The following is a 22,466-nucleotide window of genomic DNA, read 5'->3' on the forward strand; positions in this document are numbered from 1 at the left end:
AAACGCAGCGAAATCGCTGCGTTTGAAAGCCTAATGTTATTTATGGTTTCGGAATAGCGGTGCGCCATGTCTTCCAACTCTCCTCTGGCGTTGGATAGAGGAAGAAAGACTGACCAGGCTGGGCTATAGGTTGAAGCTGACTGTTCTCAGGAGTTGAAAAGGTGATTCCGCCTCTCACAATACTGTCTATGGTTCCTGCTTTGATGTTGGCGCCACCCAAACCGATGGAAACATCGACACCTGAAGTGTTCCAGAAAATGCTATTTTGTCTTACAAGATAAGCGTATCTAGGTTGGATAGAGATGGTCGAGACAACGCGATCAGCAAACTCTCCGAGTTCCACATTAGTCACTTTACCCACTTCAATTTCTCTATAGAGTATAGGTGTGCCTTTAGCGACTGAGCCACGAGACTCGCTTTGTAGGGTGAAGGATACCCCCTGATTATCTCTCTCTTCTTTATTAAGATGGAAAGCATGCTGAGCTTTACCTTCCCCAGGGACTACGTTAATAGTTTGAGTGAGAAGGTTCTGAAGATTCTTCACGCCATTCAAGCCAATAGTCGCTTGAGCAACCCAGAAGTAGCTACCTTCGGTCGCCAGCTTGTCTGCATACTCAGGCAGCACTCGCAGTTTAATTTCAACACGCTCACGCTTAAAATCAGGTATGACAAGCGTGACTTCACCTACTTTTACGCCATTGTATTTAACCGCTGTTCCTTTGGTAATATTGTTCTCACCCTCAGCATTGAGCGTAATGACATGGCCAAACTTTCGTGCAGTTTTGAAATCTTGATAGAGTAGCCACTTGTCATTTTGCTTGTTTTCGACGCCAGGCAAAGAATCGAAAGCAATACCACCTTGAATGAGTGATTTCAAAGGCGCAGCCTTAACACTGATACCAGCTAGGCTCGCATCCACTTCAACGCCGGAACGATTCCAAAAGACAGTTTGATCAGTAACAAGGTGCTTGTATTGATTTTCAATACTCGCGGTAATGATCACGCCACCATCAACAAGGTGGAAATCGGAAATGCTACCCACTTGCAGGTTACGATAAAGTAGCGGGCCGCCTTTGCTGATAGGGGGGAGCTCGTTAGCAAACAGTGTAATACTTTCTGAGCCAGACATATTATATTTCGCCAATTCTGCTAGAGACTTACTCGGGTACAGTGTGTATTGCTCTCTAGGATTGTCAGAACCCTCGCTAACAAAGCTGATTGAACCTGTTAGAAGCTGCTGTGCGGGCGGAACATTGATGTTCAGACCGGATTCGGTCAGCTCAGCGGTAGCGCTACCTGTGACGAAGAATCGGTTCTGTGATTTAATCAACTCGGCGTAGGTCTTATCCACCAGAACGTCCAAGTTTACCTTCTCACCTTTGAGCGATACTTTCGTTACTTCACCGACGGTGATGCCTCGATAGAGGACGTTAGCTCCAGCTCCAAGTCCGAAAGAATTGTCAGCAACCAGAGTTAGGGCCACAGATTTAGCTTGTTGTTTATTAAACTGTTCTTTGCGAATAGCGGAGAAATAGCGAGAGCGATCGCCTTTTCCTGGAACCAGAGTAAGGAAATTACCTTTTACCAAGTTTGTTAGATTTTCTACGCCAGAAAGAGAAACTTTCGCTTCTTCGAGGATAAAGTTACTTCCGCTCGTCAGCATGTCTGAGAAAGCTGGCTGAATGGCGGCAGAGGCGACAATCTCTTTTCGCCCATTGCTGAGCTGTAAATCAGTGATCTGACCGATTTCGATTCCTCGATACATGATAGGGGCGCCAGTCGGGCTGATTTGATTGTCGTCTGGCAGGGTGATTTTAATTGGTATACCACGACCCGCAGTTTTTAGATCGGGATAGAGTTTAAAGCGAGTATTATCGGCAACGGGTTCACCGCCGTCTGGCGAGTCAACGGCAATAGAGCCCCCAATCAGGGCACTTAAACTCTCTAATCTGACATCAACCCCTTCAAAGCCAATATTGGCGCCGATACCGCTGACATTCCAGAATCGACTTTCGTCGGTAATGACCTTTCGATATTCATCGTGAATTGAGGCCTGAATGAGGACATTTTTACCTTGGCCGTCAAGTTGATAGCTATAGACTTCACCAATTGGAATTTTACGATAGACTATTTGTGAGCCAACAGAAATACCACCGAGATCTTCCGCTCGTAGGGTGATGTTTAGCCCCTCATTCGCAAGAATATCTGAAGGAGCTCGTTCAAGCGCAGTAAACTTTGTTTCGGGTTCCGCTGGGTTATCACTGGGCTGTATTGCAATGTAGTTACCGGAAACCAGTGCGTCTAAGCCTGAAATCCCTGAAAGGCTAGCGGTCGGTTTTACCATCCAGAAGCGAGTTTCTTTTGAAAGCAATTTGGCGGCTTCTGGGTAGATATCTGCTTCGACATAAATACTCTCAAGATCTTCAGCCAAGTTAATATCACGTACCATGCCGACTTCGAGACCCTGATAGCGAATGGTAGTTCGACCTGCAACTAAGCCCTGAGCATCAGAGAAGTAGATCTGAATTCGCTGACCGGCGTCGTTAATCGCCTTAATAACTAACCAACCTGCGAGCACCATGGTCAACACAGGTAATAACCACAGCGGTGACACACCTTTATTGCGCTTAACGTCCGGTGAGTATGAAGGCTGATTAGAAGATGAATTAGTCATTTAAAGGTTCTTCTCTTTTCTCTGATTTGCTCTTAGCTGAATCTGGGTAATTGTCCCACAACAGTCTTGGGTCAATACTTTCTGCCGCTAGCATAGTCAATACAACAACGATTCCAAACGCAACCGCCCCATACCCTGGAGTAAAGTCGAGTATCTGGCCGCGATCGACTAAGGTCATCATGATAGAAATAACAAACAAATCCATCATGGACCAACGTCCTATCCATTTAATAACAAAATAGATGATCATTCTCTGACGATGAAATACTTTGCGCTTGAATTGGATCGCGAGCAATAAGTACGCCAAACCGATGATTTTGGCGACGGGAACGACAATACTCGCTACGAATATAATGACCGCAATGCCTGGCATACCATTCTTTACCAGTGAAGCAACGCCGGAAAAAATGGTGTCTTCAAGCCTTTGTCCATTGGTAATTAGAATCGATATTGGGATGAGGTTTGCCGGAAAAATGGCAATTGTAGCGGCAACAAGATAAGCCCAAGTCACTTGTATGGAACGAGGCTTACGGTGATAAATGGGTTTATGGCACCGAACACACTCTGTTCCTTCCGGCTGAGAAAGATGACAATGGTGGCAGTGGAGCTGTTTTTCTTTGAAATGATAAGAACGTTCAGACTCGTACGCTTCCCAATAGCGACGCACACTCACTCGTGTGACAAGCATGACTGTCGCGATCTGCAACAGAACCAAACCATATAAACCGACGCCCACGTATATGTCGGAATAGTCCTGCAATTTAAAGCAGGAGATAGCAACACTGACGAGAAATACATCGATCATCACCCAGTTTTTGAGGTGTTGAATCGTATAAAGCGAATATTTGAGTAACGGAAAGTTACGTTGCTTTAGCGCAGCGTGAGCAGTTAGGACCGAACCGCTGACTAGTAAGGGTGCGATAGAGCTGCAAAAAATGATCAATATAGATAAGAAGACAAAACCTTCATCAAATAGCGTGAAAACGCCAGAAGGTAAGGTCGCTGGAATCATGACGCCAAATAGGCGAATACTAATAAAGTCAAAGAAATGAGAAGGTATGAAGAGTAAGAGACAAGTAATGGCAATGGCGAGGTTGCCGGACAATGAAGGCGTACCTCCACGATATAACTTGCTTCCACAACGAGGACAATAAGCGCTTTTGCCCCGTTCGACGCTGACAGTATCTATTGGGAGTTCACACCCATGGCATAGCCTGACATGGGACGGTTCAGAAAGGTGGGATGTTAATTTTGGAGGGCTCATATCACCCTCCGAACTTCATGCAATAACGGGATCTCAGGCGTGCGATTGAACGCTTCCATAAAGCGTTTGGTATAAACCTTCTTGTTTAACCAACTCAACATGAGTGCCTGCCTGTGTTACTTGTCCATCTTCTAAAACGTAGATCAAATCAGCCTGTTTAACGGCAGACAGTCGATGAGCAACGATTAAGGTTGTACGCCCATTCAAAAACTCTGTCAGCGCTTTATGCAGTGCTGCTTCGGTCGCCGTATCTAACGCAGACGTTGCTTCATCGAGAATGACAAACTTAGGATCGCTAAGAACCATTCTTGCAATAGCAAGTCGCTGCCTTTGACCGCCGGACAATCGAATGCCGTTTCGGCCAATTTGTGTATCTAAACCGTCACTTAACTGACTAATGACATCCTGCATTTGAGCAATTTCAAGTGCTCGCCACAATTGTAAATCGTCATAGTCAGAGCCGAGCGTCAGATTATGCCTTAAACTGTCATTGAATAGTATAGGTTGTTGTAATACAACGGCAATTTGATCACGTATTACGTCATAACTGATATCATCTGTTGTCTCACCATTGAAACGAATGATACCTGAATCCTGTCGATATACACCAATGAGCAACTGGATGAGCGTCGATTTTCCGCCACCACTTGCTCCAACCAATGCAACTTTCTTTCCAGCTGGAATATTCAAGTTTAGATTATTGAGTACTTTGCTTTCTTCATTATAAGAAAAATCAATGTTTTCAATCTTGACGTCGACTTCTCTATCCATTGTAAACGGGTTGATTTTACTCACTGGGCGGTGCTCTTCTTCCAAGTCGAGTAGGGCGTTGATACGTCCCATTGCCGCTTTTGCGCTGTACCAAGAAAACTGAATACCAAGTAACTCTTGCACTGGGCCCAACATAAACCATAGGTAGCCAAAAACAGCAAATATTTGACCGATGGTTAAGTCACTGAACAAGACCATTAACATGGCAACAGCACGGAACAATTCAAAACCAAGCAGGAATAGAAGAAAAGAGACTCGTCCAGCAGCTTCGGATTGCCACGCGTATTTATCAGCGTCTACACGAACCTGATTGGCCTGTTGCTTTAATTCGCTAAGAAATTCCCGCTCACGATTGGCTGCGCGTAGTTGGTAGATGCCGTCTAAGGTTTCAACAAGACGATTTTGGAAACGTTCAAAAGATTGGTTCTCGCGTTTTTTAAGATGTTTTACTTTACTGCCCAGCTTTCGAGAGAAGTAAATAACAATGGGATTGACCAAAAGGATGAACAAGCCGAGACGCCACTCCAGCCAAAGCAGAACACCAGCTGTACCGATGACCGTTAGCAAACTAATGAGGAATTTACTTAGAGTGGTACCAATAAACTGGTCAATGGTTTCTACATCGGTAATCAAGTGAGCATTGATACCGCCGCTTCCACGCGTTTCGTATTGTCTGATACTGATGCGACCTAATTTGTCGATCATCTTGCTGCGCATCTGATACGTAATCGTTTTGGATACGAGAGTAAACTGACGTCCCTGCAGGATATTTAAACCTTGGCTCACGGTTCGCATCAGAATAACGAGAAGCAGGGTAAGGAATATATAACCGGTTGGTGTCTGCATTGAAACAGGCAACACTTTATCCATTAACTCAAGGCCCGTTGCAGGCTTGTCAAGTAGGACTTCATCGACCATTAAAGGCATTAAAAGAGGGATGGGTACACTGACGAGCGTTGCGAAAAGCGCGATGATGTTGGCGAGAACAAGTTTCGACTTGTGCTTTTTTACTTGAGTTATCAGCCAAGAACGGCTAATAGTGTTGGGGTTATCAGACATTATAATGAGAATGCTTACTATTTAGAGTTTACGGACGATTGTACGTTGATTCATGATGGAAGTCTCTAATTTTCAAATGGAAGTCAATATGAAAATAGAACATTACCACCGCTTAACCAAGCAAGCTGTTGCACTTTTAGAGTCAGAAAAAGACCTTATCGCCAATTTGTCGAACCTAAGTGCTCTTTTAAATATGGAGCTTGAGGAACTTAATTGGGTGGGTTTCTATCTAATGAAAGAAGGGGAACTGGTTCTTGGCCCATTTCAGGGGCAACCTGCGTGCGTGAGAATTCCGGTTGGTCGTGGCGTATGTGGAACGGCCGTGGCAACCAATACGGTGCAACGCATTTACGACGTCCATCAGTTTGAAGGACATATCGCATGTGATGCCGCCAGTAATTCCGAGATCGTCATTCCATTTAGCATTAATGGCCAAATTGTTGGTGTACTCGATATTGACAGCCCAAAAGTGGGTCGATTTAGTGAAATAGATGAAGAAGGTTTGACGTTTTTGATGAGCGAAGTGGAAAAGCTGTTTAATTCACACGCTATCAGTGCATAATTTCCATATTGAGTGTGGTTTTTCGCTTGCAGGTCACTATAATACCTGAAATATTTATCTTAATGCTCGCGGACAAGCCGCACTAACCAGGACTCCTCATGGAAAACACTGAAAAGTTAAAAAACAGCAAAGAAGTGATTGCATATATTGCTGAATGTTTCCCTAAGTGCTTTACTTTAGAAGGTGAAGCAAAACCACTTAAAATTGGTATTTTTCAAGATCTTGCGGAACGTCTAAGCGACGATCCAAAAGTGAGTAAAACTCAGCTTCGTGCAGCGTTAAGACAATACACTTCTTCATGGCGTTACCTACACGGTGTTAAGCCGGGTGCGACTCGTGTTGACCTAGATGGCAACTCAGCAGGTGATCTGGAAGAAGAGCATGTTGAACACGCAAAAACAGCGCTAGCTGAAAGCAAGGCTAAAGTGCAAGCTCGTCGTAAAGAGCAAGCTCAAAAAGCTCGTGAAGAAGGTAAAGCGAAAGCTAAGCCGGCTAACAAAAAGCCACAAAGCCGTCGCCCACAACAAAACAAAGCACAGAAAGCCAGTAAGCCAGTAGAAACGCGCGCTCTGAATGCTGATGAAATTACAATCGGTAATCAAGTAAACGTAAATATGGGCAAAGGAAACATGGCTGCGACTATCGTTGAAATCAATAAGGAAGATGTGCGTGTTCAACTGTCTAACGGCCTGCAAATGGTTGTGAAAGCGGAGCACCTGCGCGCATAAAGGAGATACTCCTACGCATGAAATGCCGTTCAAAATTGTCGCTGATTGCTGCTAGCCTCTGGCTGGCAGCTTCGTCAGCAAACGCTCTTGAAGCGAAAATTACTCTCGAAGACTTACCCGTCTTAGCTCCCGAAGCCCAGCATGCGACAGCAAGTAAACGCGTTACCTCACGCTTCACTCGTTCTCACTACAAACACTTCACACTCAACGATCAATTCTCTCAGGCGATATTCCAACGCTATGTTGAGTCTCTTGATTTCAATCGTAACGTTTTCACGCAAGCCGATATCGACTCATTTAACAAGTGGGCGGCTGGTATCGATGACCAGCTAAAGTCTGGTGACAACCAGATTGCTTTTGATATTTACAACTTGTCGATGAAGCGCCGCTACGAACGATTTGTCTACGCACTGTCTTTGCTTGATAAGGAAATGAAGTTTGATACTGATGAGAGTATTGAACTTGACCGAAGTGAAGCAGCTTGGCCAAAAGATACGGCGGAGTTAGATGAACTTTGGAGAAAGCGTGTTAAGTATGATGCGCTGAACCTCAAACTGACGGGTAAAGATTGGGAAGAGATCAAAGACGTCTTAGGTAAGCGTTATAACAATGCTTTGAAACGTCTGAGTCAAACTCACAATGAAGATGCATTCCAACTGTATATGAATGCGTTTGCTCGTGAAGTGGACCCACATACCAGCTATCTATCTCCAAGAAGTGCTGATCAATTCCAGACGGAAATGAACCTTTCACTGGAAGGTATTGGTGCCGTACTTCAAATGACAGACGATTACACCGTAATTCGCTCATTGGTTGCTGGTGGCCCTGCATCTAAGAGTAAGCAATTAGCTGAAGGTGACCGCATTATTGGTGTCGGCCAGGACGGTGAAGATATTGTTGATGTCATTGGCTGGCGATTGGATGATGTCGTTCAGTTGATTAAAGGCCCGAAAGGGACCAAGGTTAATCTGCAGATCTTGCCTGAAGGTAAAGATGCGAAAGCGGAAGTCATCACCATTATTCGAGACAAAATTCGTCTTGAAGACCGCGCTGTTAAATCTGAAGTCATTGAAAAAGATGGTAAGAAGATTGGCGTATTGGAAGTACCAAGCTTTTACGTTGGTCTCGCAAAAGATACGGATAAGTTGATTACCGATCTGAAAGGCCAAGGTGTTGATGGCATTATTGTCGACTTGCGTAATAATGGTGGTGGTGCGTTAACAGAAGCGACGGCTCTATCTGGTCTCTTTATTACTAGCGGGCCGGTGGTTCAAGTCCGTGACAGCTATGGTCGGGTCAATGTAAATAGTGATACCGACGGCAAGATCAGCTACGACGGACCGATGACGGTATTGATTAACCGCTACAGTGCATCAGCTTCAGAAATCTTCGCTGCCGCTATGCAGGACTATGGCCGCGCGATTATTCTTGGCGAAAACTCTTTTGGTAAAGGGACGGTTCAGCAACACCGTTCGTTAAATCATATCTATGATTTATTTGATAAAGAGTTAGGTTACGTTCAGTACACAATTCAGAAGTTTTATCGTATCGATGGTGGCAGTACGCAAAATAAAGGTGTTGCACCTGACATTGCCTACCCAACGCCAATTGAGCCTAGCGAAACAGGTGAGAGTGTTGAAGATAATGCACTGCCTTGGGATAGCATCGATAAAGCAAAATATGAAGTGTTACAGCGTAACGAAAAACTGATCACTAAGCTTAATAGCGAGCACCAAGCTAGAATCGCTAACGATCTGGAATTCCAGTTTATTGCTGAAGATATCGAAAAGTATAAAGCTGAGAAGGACGATAACTCACTATCTCTTAACGAAAAAGTTCGCAAAGAGGAAAGCGATAAGGCGGATGATGATCGCTTAGCTCGTATCAATCTGAGACAAAAATCTCACGGAGAGAAAGCATTTGCATCTCTCGATGATGTGCCAAAAGACTACGAAGCTCCAGATGCGTATCTGGATGAATCCGTAGCTATCATGGTTGATATGATTAAGTAGCTGAAAATAAAGGAATTAAAAAGCGGGCCAAGTAACGGCTCGCTTTTTTTATATCAATAATTAACGTGATATAGATCAAAAAATTTCGCTTAATCAGATTTCCGCTCCTAAGCTTAAAGAAAAGAGTGAGGGGTGCGCTATGAGATGGATTGGAATTCTACTGACTTGTTTTAGCGTTTCTGTGTTCGCGAGTGAAACCAGAGATAACAGCGATTTAACTCAATTCGACCAGCCATTCCTGCTCGGTGACTGGTATTTGGTTAACCCAAACCCTGAGCAATCTGAAGAGAATTTTCTAGCCATCAAACTGAGCCTCGACTCTAACTACAGTTTCAAGATCGACATTCAAAAACGCGATTACTCGGTCGATCACTGGGAGGGACTTTACGCCGCGAATGAAGATACATTAATTCTCGGTTTGAATACCTCCGAGCCGCAAATTTACAACTACAGCAGTAATCATAATATGCTGAACCTCAACGGTGTGGTGTTCACAAAAGCCTTATCCAATTCGCTTGCAGGTATGTGGTCAAGTGCTCAGTTGAGTGGTCATGAGATGGTGGCCAGTGAAGTGCAGCGAATGGATTTGATTTTGCAGCCTGACTTTGTATTTATGTTTAGAGTCAGTAACGAGGAAGGCGACGAAGCTATTCACAAAGGTGTGTACTACACCGAAGGAGAGCATTTAGTGTTGCTCTATGAAAACGGTGAGCATGAAACAAAATACAGTTTGAACAGTGATATCCTCACTCTGGAAATGGAAGAAGGAGCACTCTACGCCGTGCTGAACCGGGTCAGGTGACATAACATTCAACAAATAGAGGTGAGTATTTAGACGTATAGTTTGAATTTATTCGCCACAGTAGGGTAAAAGCGAGGTATTTAGACATAATACCTCGTTTTTTTAATTGTCTGGGGTTAAGCTAGCTCAAAATAAAATTATCAGCGTTTGCAAACAACCACCTATTTAATAAGTGTCTCAAATAGACACAAGCACAATGTATTACATCTAGTCAGAAGGATTTCGACATGGCTCAAACACCTCAAGCCAAATATCGCAAAGATTACACCTCACCATCCCATACTATTTCCGACATCGACTTAACTTTCGATCTCCATGATACAGCGACAATCGTAACGGCTGTTTCTCAAGTTAAGCAGTTAAAAGAATACACAACGCTTCAACTGGAAGGTGAAAGTCTTAAACTGGTTAGTGTCTCTGTTAACGGTGAAGTTTGGACAAGGTTTGAAGAAAAGGAAGGTGCGCTAGAGATTTCCGCACTGCCTGAGACGTTCGAACTGAAAATCGTCACTGAAATTAATCCCGAAGAAAACACAGCTTTGGAAGGTTTGTATAAATCTGGCGGCGCTTTCTGTACTCAATGTGAAGCGGAAGGCTTCCGTCGAATCACTTACTACATGGATCGCCCGGATGTGTTAGCGAAATACACAACGAAAGTGATCGCAGATAAAGCGGATTATCCATTCTTACTGAGCAACGGTAACCGTATTGCAGAAGGAGAGTTGGAAGGTGGCCGTCATTGGGTTCAGTGGCAAGACCCGCACCCAAAACCAGCGTATCTATTTGCGCTTGTTGCTGGGGATTTTGATGTCCTTCGCGATAAGTATGTGACTAAATCTGGCCGTGATGTGGCGTTAGAAATCTTTGTCGATAAAGGTAACCTTGATCGCGCACCACATGCAATGACGTCTCTTATCAACTCAATGAAGTGGGATGAAGAGCGCTTTGGTCTAGAGTATGACCTTGATATCTACATGATTGTTGCTGTTGATTTCTTCAACATGGGCGCAATGGAAAACAAAGGTCTTAACATCTTTAACTCTAAATTTGTTTTGGCAAATGAGCAAACGGCAACTGATACAGACTACCTAGGTATCGAAGCGGTCATTGGTCATGAGTACTTTCACAACTGGACAGGCAACCGAGTCACTTGTCGAGACTGGTTCCAATTGAGCTTGAAAGAAGGCCTTACTGTATTCCGCGATCAGGAGTTTTCGTCGGATTTAGGTTCACGAGCGGTGAATCGTATTAACAACGTAAGAATTATTCGTGGTCCTCAATTCGCAGAAGATGCGAGCCCTATGTCTCATCCAATTCGTCCTGAAAAAGTTATAGAAATGAATAACTTCTATACTTTAACGGTATACGAAAAGGGCAGTGAAGTTATCCGAATGATGCATACACTGCTGGGAGAAGAAGGTTTCCAGAAGGGTATGAAGCTTTACTTTGAGCGCCATGATGGCACGGCGGCAACCTGTGAAGATTTTGTTGCAGCTATGGAAGATGCATCTGGTGTTGACCTGAAACAATTCCGCCTATGGTACAGCCAATCAGGTACACCAACGGTATCCGTTACAAGTGAGTATGATTCAGCAGCACAAACGTATTCTCTGACGGTTTCTCAACGCACTGAACCGACTCATGAGCAACAAGAAAAACAGCCGCTTCATATTCCGTTTGATGTTGAGTTGTACGCGGAAAATGGTGATGTCATTGAGTTACAATGTAACGGTAAAAAAGTTGAAAGTGTTCTTAACGTTACAGAAGCGGAGCAAACCTTCGTGTTTGAAAACGTATCTGAGCAACCAGTACCGTCTTTGCTACGTGAGTTTTCTGCACCGGTAGTCCTTGAGTACGATTACAGCGATGAAGAACTGATTTTCCTGATGGTGCATGCGCGTAACGAGTTTGCTCGTTGGGATGCTGGTCAAATGCTGCTAGCAAAATACATTCGTAGCAACGTTGAAGCAGTACAAAGTGGTCAAGATGTTGAACTGTCTCCAGCGCTGATTGATGCCTTCCGAGGTGTCTTATTGTCAGACAAGCTTGAGCCAGCATTTATTGCTGAGATGATGGCATTGCCAAACCACAATGAAGTATCCGGCTGGTACAAACAAGTAGATGTTGATGCCGTTGCTAAAGTGCTTAAATCTATCAAAGTGAAGCTGGCTGCTGAGCTAGAAGATGAGTTTGGCGCGCTTTATCACAGCTTGAAGCAGGTTGAATACACGATCGATCACCCAGCGATCGGCAAGCGCTCTTTACGTAACACTGCTTTAGCTTATCTAGCATACACGGAACAAGGGAATGAGTTAGCAGAGAAGCAGTATTTCGATGCGAACAACATGACAGACACCATTGCCGCAATGAGTGCTGCGAATAGTGCGCAACTAGCATGCCGCGAAACACTGATGTCAGACTACAGTGACAAGTGGAAGCATGATGGCCTGGTTATGGACAAGTGGTTTGCGCTGCAAGGTACTAACCCAGCCAATAACGTCTTGGATGTAATCAAGGATACGATGAGTCATGAAGCGTTCAGTTTGAAAAACCCGAACCGAACTCGTAGCCTCGTTGGATCTTTCCTGAATATGAACCCAGTGCGGTTCCACGCTAAGTCAGGTGAGGGGTACAAGTTCGCAGGTGAGATTCTGAAAGAACTAAACAGCAGTAACCCACAAGTCGCTTCGCGCCTGATTGATCCATTGCTTAAGTTCCGTAAGTATGATGAAGAGCGCCAAGCTCTGATTAGAGCAGAGCTTGAAGCACTCAAATCGATGGACAACTTAGCAAAAGACCTATTTGAGAAGGTCAACAAAGCTTTGGAAGCGTAATCGCTGAGCGAAACAGTAGCACTTTATAGTGCTACTGTTTATTTACACAGTGTTTTTCTGCGCGTGATAAAATCGTTACTTTTTTAATCAAAGAAAATGAATCAGTACTACTTTTCACTCAACATCTCATATCAATCTTTTCTCGCTCATTACAATGGGGCGGCGAGCAACATTTTAGTGGTGACAGACAATGGTTTACGCCTACAATTGCCTGCATCAAGATTCAGACCTTTTCTTAGTCAAATTGGCCTTAAGGGGCGTTTTCGTTTAACAACTGACCAAAATAACAAGTTTCTTAAGTTAGAAGTTCTGTGAGCAACTGATTTTATAGGAGTTTAAATAGTGCCTTAGTCACATTATCGAACATTTCACCTCCTACCACTCCTAAAAGAATTAACTATTTATCAATAAAGCTTTTACAATAAAGCGGCATTACCCGTGTTAAGCACTATGCTTACAACATCCCCCAAAAATATATACAATTCTAATTGTGGAGTGTGATTATGACCGCGCGTGAAACTCTGATGCCGGTTCTGCTTGAAAAGGTCTACAAACTGATTCAAGACAAACTCGAGCTTGCTCATCAACCCTTAGTCACTCAACTTGCTCAGCATTTATTCAATAACATATCTCAAGACGACCTAGTCGAACGAAACGAATCTGATTTGTATGGCGCTGTAGTTAGCCTTTGGCACCATATCAATGAGAAAAAAGCAGATGATGTATCGGTTCGAGTTTTTAACCCGACCGTTAGCCGTCAAGGATGGCAATCCACACACACCATTGTAGAAATCGTCGTTCCTGACAGTCCCTTCCTTGTTGACTCGGTAAAAATGGCACTTAGCCGTTTAGACTTAGCTTCTCACCTTATGCTTCATGGCCCTACACAGATTGAACGCAACAAAAAAGGTGAGATTACCAGCATCAATGAAGGTGAGGGTGTTCTTCAGTCACTGTTCCATGTTGAAGTTGACCGCTTAAGTGCGAAAGAGACGATGAGCTCTCTAAAAGAAGAGCTACTTAAAATCCTGACTGATACTGCTTTGGTGGTTCAAGATTGGTTACTGATGGTTGAAAAACTGGAAGAGGTAACGAATCAAGTTGAAGCACAAGAAGGTAAAGTAGAAGTAGAACGTGATCGTTACGAGGAGACGATCAAGTTTCTCCGTTGGTTAGGTGATCACAACTTCACATTCATGGGCTACAAAGAATACGACCTTGTCAATGTTGACGGCGATACCGAACTTCGCCCAACAGCGGATAAAGGTTTAGGGCTATTTGGCAACCGTGATCGTGTGCGCAGTGTGAAGCTTTCCGACTTCCCTGACTCTGCTCGCTTAGAAGCGAAGAAGCCATTCCTGCTGATTATGACCAAAGGTAATACGCCTTCGCGTATTCACCGCCCAGCTTATACCGATTACATCGGTATCAAGAAGTTTGATAAAGATGGAAAGGTTGTCGGTGAGCACCGTTTCACTGGTCTTTACACCTCCGCTGTATATAACCAGAGTGTCGAAAGTATTCCGCTGATTCGTGAAAAAGTAGAACGTATCCTAGCCGCAAGTGGCTACCGTGAAGGCTCGTACTCTTACAAAGCTCTGCATAACATTCTTGAAAATTACCCTCGCGATGAACTGCTTCAAGCGAAAGAAGAAGAACTTCTTGAAGTGGGTATGGGTGTGGTGCAGATGCAAGATCGCGACATGCTTCGTTTGTTTGTTCGCAAAGACCCGTTTGGTCGTTTCTTCAGCTGTATGGTGTACGTAACAAAAGATCGTTACAACACTGAGCTTCGCCGCCAGACTCAGCGAATCCTAAAACAATATTTCGGTTGTGATAAAGAAGTAGAGTTTACAACTTACTTCTCTGAGAGCCCACTAGCCCGAACTCATTACATTGTTCGTGTTGATAACAACAACATGGACGTAGACGTTAAAACGATTGAGCAAAACTTAATGGAAGCATCTTCAACTTGGGATGATCGCCTGTCTGACGCGATTGTTGCGAACTTCGGTGAAAGTAAAGGTCTGCCTTTATCGAAAGAGTATCTACGTGCATTCCCTCGTTCGTACAAAGAAGATGTCATGCCTGGTTCTGCAGTAGCAGACATTGAACGTCTTGAAGCGCTTAGCGATGACAACAAGTTAGGTATGTTGTTCTACCGTCCGCAAGAGCTGGGTTCAGATTCAAAATCAGTTCGCTTGAAACTTTATCATCGCGATGAACCTATTCACCTTTCAGACGTGATGCCAATGTTGGAAAACTTGGGTCTACGAGTGATTGGTGAGTCACCTTATGAAGTTCGTAAAGCGAACGGCCAGGTGTATTGGATCCTCGATTTCTCAATGCTTCATAAGAGTGAAAAGACAGTTGATCTTCGTGAAGCTCGTGATCGTTTCCAACAAGCATTTGCCGCAATTTGGGCAGGTGAACTGGAGAGCGATGGTTTCAACCGCCTAGTACTTGGTGCGTCATTAACGGGTCGTGAAATTTCGATTCTTCGTGCTTACGCGCGCTACATGCGTCAGGTAGGTTTCCCGTTCAGTCAACAATACATTGAAGAAACGCTAAGCCATTATCCTGAGCTAGCGAAAGGTTTGGTTGAATTATTTGCTAAGCGTTTTGATCCCAAATTTAAGGGCAGTCAGAAAGGTCAGACTGAACTAACTAATAAGATCACAGAGCAACTTGATCATGTAGAAAGCTTGGATGATGATCGTATCATCCGTCGCTATGTCGAAATGATCAGTGCAACGCTGCGTACTAACTACTATCAGCTAGACGCGAATAAGCAGAATAAACCTTGGCTATCGTTGAAGATGAAGCCGAGTGACATTCCAGAAATTCCTCAGCCAGTTCCTGCATTTGAGATCTTTGTATATGCACCGGATATCGAAGGTGTTCACCTACGTGGTGGCAAGGTCGCTCGTGGTGGTTTGCGTTGGTCAGATCGTCAAGAAGACTTCCGTACCGAAATCTTAGGTCTGGTTAAAGCACAGCAAGTTAAGAACACGGTTATTGTTCCGGTTGGCGCAAAAGGCGGTTTTGTTTGTAAGCGTCAGCACACTCTAAGTGGTCGTGATGAGATCTTTGCTGAAGGTCAACGTTGTTACAAACGCTTTATTCGCGCACTTCTAGACGTATCAGACAACATTATCGAAGGGGAAGTGATTCCGCCGAAGAGTGTGGTTCGTCATGATGAAGATGACCCGTATTTGGTTGTTGCGGCAGATAAAGGTACAGCGACATTCTCTGATTTAGCGAACTCTGTGTCTGACGAATACAACTTCTGGCTAGGTGATGCCTTTGCTTCTGGTGGTTCTAACGGTTACGACCACAAAGCTATGGGTATTACAGCGAAAGGTGGTTGGGAATCTGTAAAACGTCATTTCCGTGAAATGGGTATTGACTGTCAGACTACAGACTTCACTGCTATCGGTGTTGGTGATATGGCTGGTGACGTATTCGGTAACGGTATGCTGTTATCTAAGCATATCCGTCTACAGGCTGCGTTTAACCACATGCATATCTTCATCGATCCAAACCCAGATTCAGCGAAGAGCTGGAAAGAGCGTGATCGTCTATTTAAGTTACCTCGTTCAAGCTGGGAAGATTACAACGCTAAGCTGATCTCTAAAGGTGGTGGCATCTTCTCTCGCCGAGCGAAGTCAATTGCTCTTACACCAGAAATTCAGAAGATGATCGGCACCAAGAAAGCGTCACTAGCACCAAATGACCTCATCAAGATGCTGCTTAAGATGGAAGTTGATCTTCTATGGAATGGTGGTATCGGTACCTACGTAAAAGCATCAAACGAAACGCACACTGATGTGGGCGACCGTGCTAACGACGTTCTGCGTATTGACGGACGTGACCTACGTGCAAAAGTTGTCGGTGAAGGTGGTAACTTGGGTATGACTCAGTTGGGTCGTATCGAGTATGCTCTGACTGGCGGCCGCGTAAACACGGACTTTGTTGATAACGTTGGTGGCGTGGATTGTTCGGATAACGAAGTTAACATCAAGATCTTCCTAAATGGCTTAGTGGCTAATGGTGATCTAACGGTTAAGCAGCGTAATAAGATCCTTGAGTCCATGGAAGATGAAGTGGGTGAGATTGTTCTTGATGACGCTTATTGCCAATCTGAATCTATCTCGGTGACTGAGCAGCAGGGCACTTCTCTTGTGAAAGAGCAGATTCGCTTCATTCACGACTTAGAGAAAGCGGGTCATTTAGACCGCGCACTTGAGTACATTCCAGACGATGAAACATTGCTTGAGCGTGAGAAGTTAGGTAAAGCGTTGACCCGACCTGAGCTATCAGTGCTAGTTGCTTACGGCAAGATGGTTCTGAAAGAAGAGCTGGTTCACGATGACATCGCTAACGATGATTACCATGCACAGCAACTCGTTAATTACTTCCCAACTGAGTTACGCCGTAACTACTCACAGCAAATGGATAATCATCCACTACGTGCTGAGATTATTGCAACAGCGCTTGCAAATCAGATGGTTAACGAAATGGGTTGTAACTATGTGACGCGTCTACAAGAAGAGACAGGTGCGCATGTTGTTGATATAGCAAATGCTTATGCAGCGTCACGTGAAATCTTTGGTTTAGGTGATGTGCTTAAGTCACTGCGTGAACTCGACAACGAAGCGTCAACCGAAGCACAGTACGATATGATGTTCTATGTTCGTCGAACGTTACGCCGTCTGTCTCGCTGGTTGTTACGCAACCGCACTGGTCGCCAATGCGTGAAAGCACTGATCGAACTTTACCAAGGTGATGTTGAAACGATCAAAGCTAAACTCGATGATATGCTGGTTCCATCTGAAGTCGAAGAGCACAACGAAATGGCTCAGGCGTGGATTGAGCAGGGTATCAGTCCTGAAATTGCTAATTACGTTGCGCGTTTGTCTAGCCTTTACTCAGTACTGGATATTTCTACAGTATCTCGAGAAAAAGGCAAATCAATAGAGCAAAGCGCTAAGTTGTACTACAACTTGGGTGATCGTTTGTCTCTTCACTGGTTCTTGAAACAGATCAATGGTCAGGCTGTCGATAACCATTGGCAGGCACTGGCAAGAGCGGCATTCCGTGAAGATCTTGATTGGCAGCAACGTCAGCTAACGGGTCAGGTATTAAGTTGTAGCTGTGCACCAGAAGATCTCGATGTGATGAAAGCTCTGGATGATTGGATCGAAAATAATGAAATTTCGCTCCATCGTTGGGAAAATATCCTTAATGAGTTCAAAGTTGGTTCAGTGCATGAATTTGCTAAGTTCTCTGTAGCTTTACGTGAATTGATGCTGCTTAACTTAAACTGTTCAGCTAACGAGTAATCGACACATATTTCGTTGAATTATTCGGTAAAACAGTAAATAATACAGCCCCGTTTATACGGGGCTTTTTTCTATCGGAGGCACAATGCTTTACCGTCTAGCCAGAACTGGCTTTTTCCAACTTGATGCCGAAAAGGCACATGATCTCGCAATTCAAAACTTCAAACGTTTCACCGGCACTCCTCTCGATCTTCTTTATCGTCAACAACTTCCTAATCGTCCAGTCGAATGTATGGGCCTGACTTTCCGTAACCCTGTTGGCTTAGCGGCGGGTTTGGACAAAAACGGCGAATGTATTGAAGCTTTCGACGCAATGGGATTTGGCTTTGTTGAAGTCGGCACGGTAACACCGAGACCTCAAGCCGGTAATGATAAGCCTCGTCTTTTCCGTTTAGTCGAAGCTGAAGGCATTATCAACCGAATGGGCTTTAACAACTTAGGTGTTGACAATCTGGTTGATAACGTAAAGAAAGCCAACTTCGATTGCGTGCTTGGTATCAATATCGGTAAGAACAAAGATACACCGATTGAAAAGGGTGCTGAAGACTATCTCATCTGTATGGAAAAAGTGTATGAGCACGCAGGCTACATCGCCGTGAATATCTCATCACCAAATACTCCGGGATTACGCTCACTTCAGTACGGTGAAGCGTTGGATGAACTGCTGTCAGAATTAAAAGTGAAGCAGGCTGAGTTAGCGGAGAAGCATAACAAATACGTACCACTTGCACTAAAGATCGCTCCGGATCTTAGTGATGATGAGATCAGCCAGATCTGCGAGTCTTTACTGAAGAACAACATTGATGGCGTTATCGCGACAAATACGACATTGGATCGCAGTGTTGTTGAAGGAATGAAGCATGCCAATGAAGCGGGTGGGTTGAGTGGCCGTCCGGTTCAATCTCGAAGCACCGAAGTTGTTCGTCGTTTACATGAAGAGTTGGGAGAGCAAATTCCGGTCATCGGTGTAGGGGGTATTGACTCATACGTTGCAGCGAAAGAGAAAATGATGGCAGGCGCACAACTTGTCCAAGTTTACTCTGGTTTTATCTATCATGGTCCAACGCTGGTGAGAGATATTGTTAAAAACCTATGATAGCCTTGGTGACGCTGTCACACGAACGTAAAGCTTGAATTTATTAAGTTTCTGAAGAGGGGATGATTTATCATTTCCTCTTTTTTTTTGCTTATTAGCGAATAGAATTTCGGTAAATGTATGGGAAGGTAATTTAGTGTTTTACCTGAATTGACTTTTACACGAGATTGGAATGATGCTTAAACCGAGCGACAAATGGACTTGGTACTATGATGACACAGAGCAGCACCTGATGCTGGATCTGGGTGATGATATGGTATTCAAGACAAATCTTTCCAAAAAGTTGATTGTAGATTGCGCAATCGGTGTTAACGAATTCTCCGTTGACGACGCATCTGCTTACCAAACATACAAAGAGCAAATTGCTCATCTAGACCTTTCAGAGCCTCGTCAGGCTGAATTAGCACTCTATTGCGTAGCCGCAAAGCGCTTTCATAAGCCAGTCCAACCTAAGAGCTGGTTCTTTGATTGCATCTCTGATGGCTTAAATGTGCCTGTGGAAGGCGATTTTGTCCAATTATCGAACAGCTACAGTGATGGTTACTTTCTAGTTCTAGAAGTAGGAGACAACTCTAGCTTATGCGCCTCTATTAATTTGGAAGCGTTCGTTCTTAATGGAACCAAATCTTTGGGATTTGGCCAGGCGATTAAAGTCATGCACGATCGCATGTCGAGCGCCAATCATATTCTCTCTGGCCAGACACAACCTATGGCTCTGGTCAGCTAACAATTCGTTCCTTTGTTTCATTTCCCTGTCGGCCTTCGAGCCGACTTTTTTTTGCTTAAAAGAACCTTCAATTGAGATTAGAGGTAGGGGATAACGTGAGTCACCCATAATTTTTCGATTTATCTATCAATAAAATATTCCCAGTTCTGATACTTCAACGTTCCTTATTTAACCATTTATTCCCCAATTAGCTATTTTCTGTAATTAAATTACGTGAAATTGATGGCCTGGTATAGTCCAATTTTGTGGTAAATAAGTATTCACTATCAATTAAAGCCCTAAGTAACTGTACAACGTTGTCTTAGCTCCAAACTTCAGTTTGAAAGTAAATGATCGATATGAATGTGCTGATGTTTTGTTCAATTGAGCGTGTTGAGGGAGAGATAAAAGTGGATTGAGCTAACGTAATTGATGTGAGACAGGTATAATGAAGGGTCATTTATCAAGAATTTAAGAACACTATGCATCAATATCTTGCGGTTACGTCCAACGGTTTGGAAAACTTGTTGGTTGAAGAGTTAACTAAGCTAGGGATCACAAATGCCAAACCTGTTCAAGCAGGGGTACGCTTTAAAGCATCAAATGAGCAAATTTATCGTTGTTGCTTATGGAGTCGCTTAGCGTCGCGTTTCGTTCGTGTGCTATCTGAGTTCACTTGTAACGATGATATGGATCTCTATCTAGCAACGTCTTCCGTGAACTGGGTAAATCAATTCCATAGTTCAAAGATGTTTGTTGTTGATTTCAATGGTACCAACCGTGAAATCCGCAATAGCCAGTACGGTGCAATGAAAGTGAAAGATGCTGTAGTGGATAGCTTCGAGAAAAAGAACTTGCCAAGGCCGTCGATCAGTAAAGATCGTGCAGATCTTCGCATCCATGTTCGTCTACATCGCGATAAAGCGATTCTTGGTGTGGATATGGTGGGTGGTGGCCTGCATCAACGCGGTTATCGTCCAGAGTCTGGTCGTGCGCCACTTCGGGAAACCTTAGCTGCTGCGATTATTCTACGTAGTGGCTGGAGTGCTGATAAGCCTCTATTAGACCCTATGTGTGGTTCAGGCACGCTATTGATTGAGGCGGCCATGATGGCGGCAAACATGGCACCTGGCGTAAACCGCGAGAAATGGGGCTTCGAATCACTAGAAGACTTTGAACCTGAGCTTTGGGCAGAGATTAAATCGGAAGCAGCAGTACAGGCGAGAAGGGGCGTCAAAAAAGTTGACACTAAGTTTTTCGGCTTTGATAACGACGCGCGAGTGCTTAAAACCGCAAAAGACAACGCGCGTCGAGCAGGTGTCGATTCTCTGATTGAATTTAATCTTGGCGATGCTGCGCAAGTTAAGCGTCCTCAAGAGTTTGAAGCGGGTGTTATTGTTTCAAACCCACCATACGGTGAGCGTTTAGGAACGCATCCAGGTCTAATCGCTCTGTACACCGCATTTGGTGCTCAACTGAAATCTGAATTCGGTGGCTGCCAAGCGTCTATTTTCTCTAGTTCTGATGAGCTTCTAAGCTGTTTACGCATGCGTGCAGATAAGCAGTTTAAACTGAATAATGGTGCGTTACCTTGTCACCAGAAGAATTACTCGATTAGTGATCGCCCGGTAGAAAATAAAGGTGACAATGTCACTGAATCGGTGATCGCACCTGATTTTTCTAACCGCTTGAAGAAAAATATTGCCAAAATTGGCAAATGGGCGCGTAAAGAAGAACTCGATTGTTATCGAATTTATGACGCAGATTTACCTGAGTACAATGTTGCGATAGATGTGTATCTCGATCACCTTGTTATCCAAGAATATGCAGCGCCTAAGAACATCCCTGAAGAAAAAGCAAAACGTCGTTTGACGGATATCATTCGTGCAGCGATTCAAGTGACGGGCACGGAAGCAAACAAGGTTGTCCTTAAAGTCCGTGAGAAGCAAAAGGGCCGCTCACAGTATCAGAAGCTCTCCCAAGAATCTGAAACCATGTATGTTAATGAATATGGCGTTAAGTTGATCGTTAATTTGCACGATTACCTCGATACAGGGCTGTTCCTTGATCATAAGATTACTCGTCGCAAGCTTGGTGAAATGGCCAAAGGTAAAGATTTCTTAAACTTGTTTGCTTACACGGGCTCGGGCACAGTTCATGCGGCTTGTGGTGGTGCTAAATCGACGACGACAGTGGACATGTCAAATACCTATCTCGAATGGGCGAAAGAAAACATGAAGCTCAACGGGCAAGTAGGACGTCAGCACCGATTTGAACAGGCTGACTGCCTTCAGTGGTTAGATAGCTCGACTGCACAGTTTGATCTTATCTTTATTGATCCTCCAACATTCTCTAACTCTAAGAGAATGGAGCAGAGCTTTGATATTCAGCGAGACCATATTCAACTGATGAAAAACCTTAAGCGACTTTTACGTCCAGGTGGAACCATCGTATTCTCGAACAATAAACGACAGTTCAAAATGGATATGGAAGCTCTGGGTGAATTGAGCCTCAATGCGAAGAACATATCGAGTCAAACTCTGCCGCTAGACTTTTCTCGTAATAAACATATTCACAACTGCTGGATTGTGACTCACACAGAATAGTAGGCCA

At 44.1% G+C, this 22,466-nt stretch carries 13 protein-coding genes; 10 read left to right on the forward strand and 3 right to left on the reverse strand.

Annotated features, from left to right (window positions below; translation table 11 throughout):
* Nucleotides 1-40 precede the first annotated feature (40 nt).
* Genes F0265_RS22825 through F0265_RS22835 form a run of 3 tightly spaced genes read right to left on the reverse strand, consistent with a single transcriptional unit; the run spans nucleotide 41 to nucleotide 5,768 of the window.
* Nucleotides 41-2,674 (reverse strand): MlaD family protein, encoded by a 2,634-nt coding sequence (locus tag F0265_RS22825; RefSeq protein ID WP_171750452.1) that lies wholly within the window; start codon nucleotides 2,672-2,674, stop codon nucleotides 41-43.
* Nucleotides 2,667-3,938, reverse strand: a complete 1,272-nt coding sequence (locus F0265_RS22830; protein WP_171750453.1) for a paraquat-inducible protein A — start codon at nucleotides 3,936-3,938, stop codon at nucleotides 2,667-2,669. Before F0265_RS22830 ends, F0265_RS22825 begins: the two co-directional genes overlap by 8 nt.
* Nucleotides 3,939-3,971: 33 nt before the next feature.
* Complete coding sequence (locus tag F0265_RS22835) at nucleotides 3,972-5,768, reverse strand: ABC transporter ATP-binding protein (RefSeq protein ID WP_171750454.1); 1,797 nt, start codon at nucleotides 5,766-5,768, stop codon at nucleotides 3,972-3,974.
* An 88-nt stretch (nucleotides 5,769-5,856) separates the two neighbouring features.
* On the opposite strand from F0265_RS22835, the gene F0265_RS22840 reads away from it, so the two are divergent.
* From F0265_RS22840 to rlmKL, 10 genes are all read left to right on the forward strand, one after another.
* Complete coding sequence (locus F0265_RS22840) at nucleotides 5,857-6,330, forward strand: GAF domain-containing protein (protein ID WP_171750455.1); 474 nt, start codon at nucleotides 5,857-5,859, stop codon at nucleotides 6,328-6,330.
* A 98-nt stretch (nucleotides 6,331-6,428) separates the two neighbouring features.
* Nucleotides 6,429-7,058 (forward strand): RNA chaperone ProQ, encoded by a 630-nt coding sequence (gene proQ / locus F0265_RS22845; protein WP_006962136.1) that lies wholly within the window; start codon nucleotides 6,429-6,431, stop codon nucleotides 7,056-7,058.
* Nucleotides 7,059-7,075: 17 nt separating this feature from the next.
* The gene (gene prc, locus F0265_RS22850) at nucleotides 7,076-9,070 is read left to right on the forward strand and encodes a carboxy terminal-processing peptidase (protein ID WP_171750456.1); all 1,995 of its coding nucleotides are present in this window, start codon (nucleotides 7,076-7,078) and stop codon (nucleotides 9,068-9,070) included.
* Nucleotides 9,071-9,209: 139 nt separating this feature from the next.
* Entirely contained in the window at nucleotides 9,210-9,872 is a 663-nt protein-coding gene (locus tag F0265_RS22855) for a hypothetical protein (protein WP_171750457.1), read from the forward strand.
* A gap of 227 nt (nucleotides 9,873-10,099) precedes the next feature.
* Nucleotides 10,100-12,706 (forward strand): aminopeptidase N, encoded by a 2,607-nt coding sequence (pepN, locus tag F0265_RS22860; protein ID WP_171750458.1) that lies wholly within the window; start codon nucleotides 10,100-10,102, stop codon nucleotides 12,704-12,706.
* 96 nt (nucleotides 12,707-12,802) lie between these two features.
* On the forward strand, nucleotides 12,803-13,021 hold the full coding sequence (locus F0265_RS22865) for a DUF2835 domain-containing protein (protein ID WP_171750459.1): 219 nt from the start codon (nucleotides 12,803-12,805) through the stop codon (nucleotides 13,019-13,021).
* Nucleotides 13,022-13,209: 188 nt separating this feature from the next.
* Nucleotides 13,210-18,051, forward strand: coding sequence for an NAD-glutamate dehydrogenase (locus F0265_RS22870; protein ID WP_171750460.1), 4,842 nt, complete (start codon nucleotides 13,210-13,212; stop codon nucleotides 18,049-18,051).
* 85 nt (nucleotides 18,052-18,136) lie between these two features.
* A complete protein-coding gene (gene pyrD / locus F0265_RS22875) occupies nucleotides 18,137-19,147 on the forward strand; it encodes a quinone-dependent dihydroorotate dehydrogenase (RefSeq protein WP_038511585.1) in 1,011 nt (336 codons plus the stop codon).
* Nucleotides 19,148-19,322: 175 nt separating this feature from the next.
* The gene (locus tag F0265_RS22880) at nucleotides 19,323-19,874 is read left to right on the forward strand and encodes a cell division protein ZapC (protein ID WP_171341034.1); all 552 of its coding nucleotides are present in this window, start codon (nucleotides 19,323-19,325) and stop codon (nucleotides 19,872-19,874) included.
* A 461-nt stretch (nucleotides 19,875-20,335) separates the two neighbouring features.
* A complete protein-coding gene (rlmKL, locus tag F0265_RS22885) occupies nucleotides 20,336-22,459 on the forward strand; it encodes a bifunctional 23S rRNA (guanine(2069)-N(7))-methyltransferase RlmK/23S rRNA (guanine(2445)-N(2))-methyltransferase RlmL (protein ID WP_171750461.1) in 2,124 nt (707 codons plus the stop codon).
* The last annotated feature ends 7 nt before the right edge of the window (nucleotides 22,460-22,466 follow it).

Origin of the sequence: Vibrio sp. RE88 (assembly GCF_013113835.1) — a bacterium.
Taxonomy (GTDB): domain Bacteria; phylum Pseudomonadota; class Gammaproteobacteria; order Enterobacterales; family Vibrionaceae; genus Vibrio.

Bases quoted from the DNA above. Each gene is read 5' to 3' on its own strand.
- F0265_RS22865 (WP_171750459.1), top strand. From the start codon at position 12,803: ATGAATCAGTACTACTTTTCACTCAACATCTCATATCAATCTTTTCTC.
- F0265_RS22835 (WP_171750454.1), bottom strand. From the start codon at position 5,768: ATGTCTGATAACCCCAACACTATTAGCCGTTCTTGGCTGATAACTCAA.
- proQ (WP_006962136.1), top strand. From the start codon at position 6,429: ATGGAAAACACTGAAAAGTTAAAAAACAGCAAAGAAGTGATTGCATAT.
- F0265_RS22870 (WP_171750460.1), top strand. From the start codon at position 13,210: ATGACCGCGCGTGAAACTCTGATGCCGGTTCTGCTTGAAAAGGTCTAC.
- pyrD (WP_038511585.1), top strand. From the start codon at position 18,137: ATGCTTTACCGTCTAGCCAGAACTGGCTTTTTCCAACTTGATGCCGAA.
- rlmKL (WP_171750461.1), top strand. From the start codon at position 20,336: ATGCATCAATATCTTGCGGTTACGTCCAACGGTTTGGAAAACTTGTTG.
- F0265_RS22880 (WP_171341034.1), top strand. From the start codon at position 19,323: ATGCTTAAACCGAGCGACAAATGGACTTGGTACTATGATGACACAGAG.
- F0265_RS22855 (WP_171750457.1), top strand. From the start codon at position 9,210: ATGAGATGGATTGGAATTCTACTGACTTGTTTTAGCGTTTCTGTGTTC.
- F0265_RS22840 (WP_171750455.1), top strand. From the start codon at position 5,857: ATGAAAATAGAACATTACCACCGCTTAACCAAGCAAGCTGTTGCACTT.
- F0265_RS22830 (WP_171750453.1), bottom strand. From the start codon at position 3,938: ATGAGCCCTCCAAAATTAACATCCCACCTTTCTGAACCGTCCCATGTC.
- F0265_RS22825 (WP_171750452.1), bottom strand. From the start codon at position 2,674: ATGACTAATTCATCTTCTAATCAGCCTTCATACTCACCGGACGTTAAG.
- prc (WP_171750456.1), top strand. From the start codon at position 7,076: ATGAAATGCCGTTCAAAATTGTCGCTGATTGCTGCTAGCCTCTGGCTG.
- pepN (WP_171750458.1), top strand. From the start codon at position 10,100: ATGGCTCAAACACCTCAAGCCAAATATCGCAAAGATTACACCTCACCA.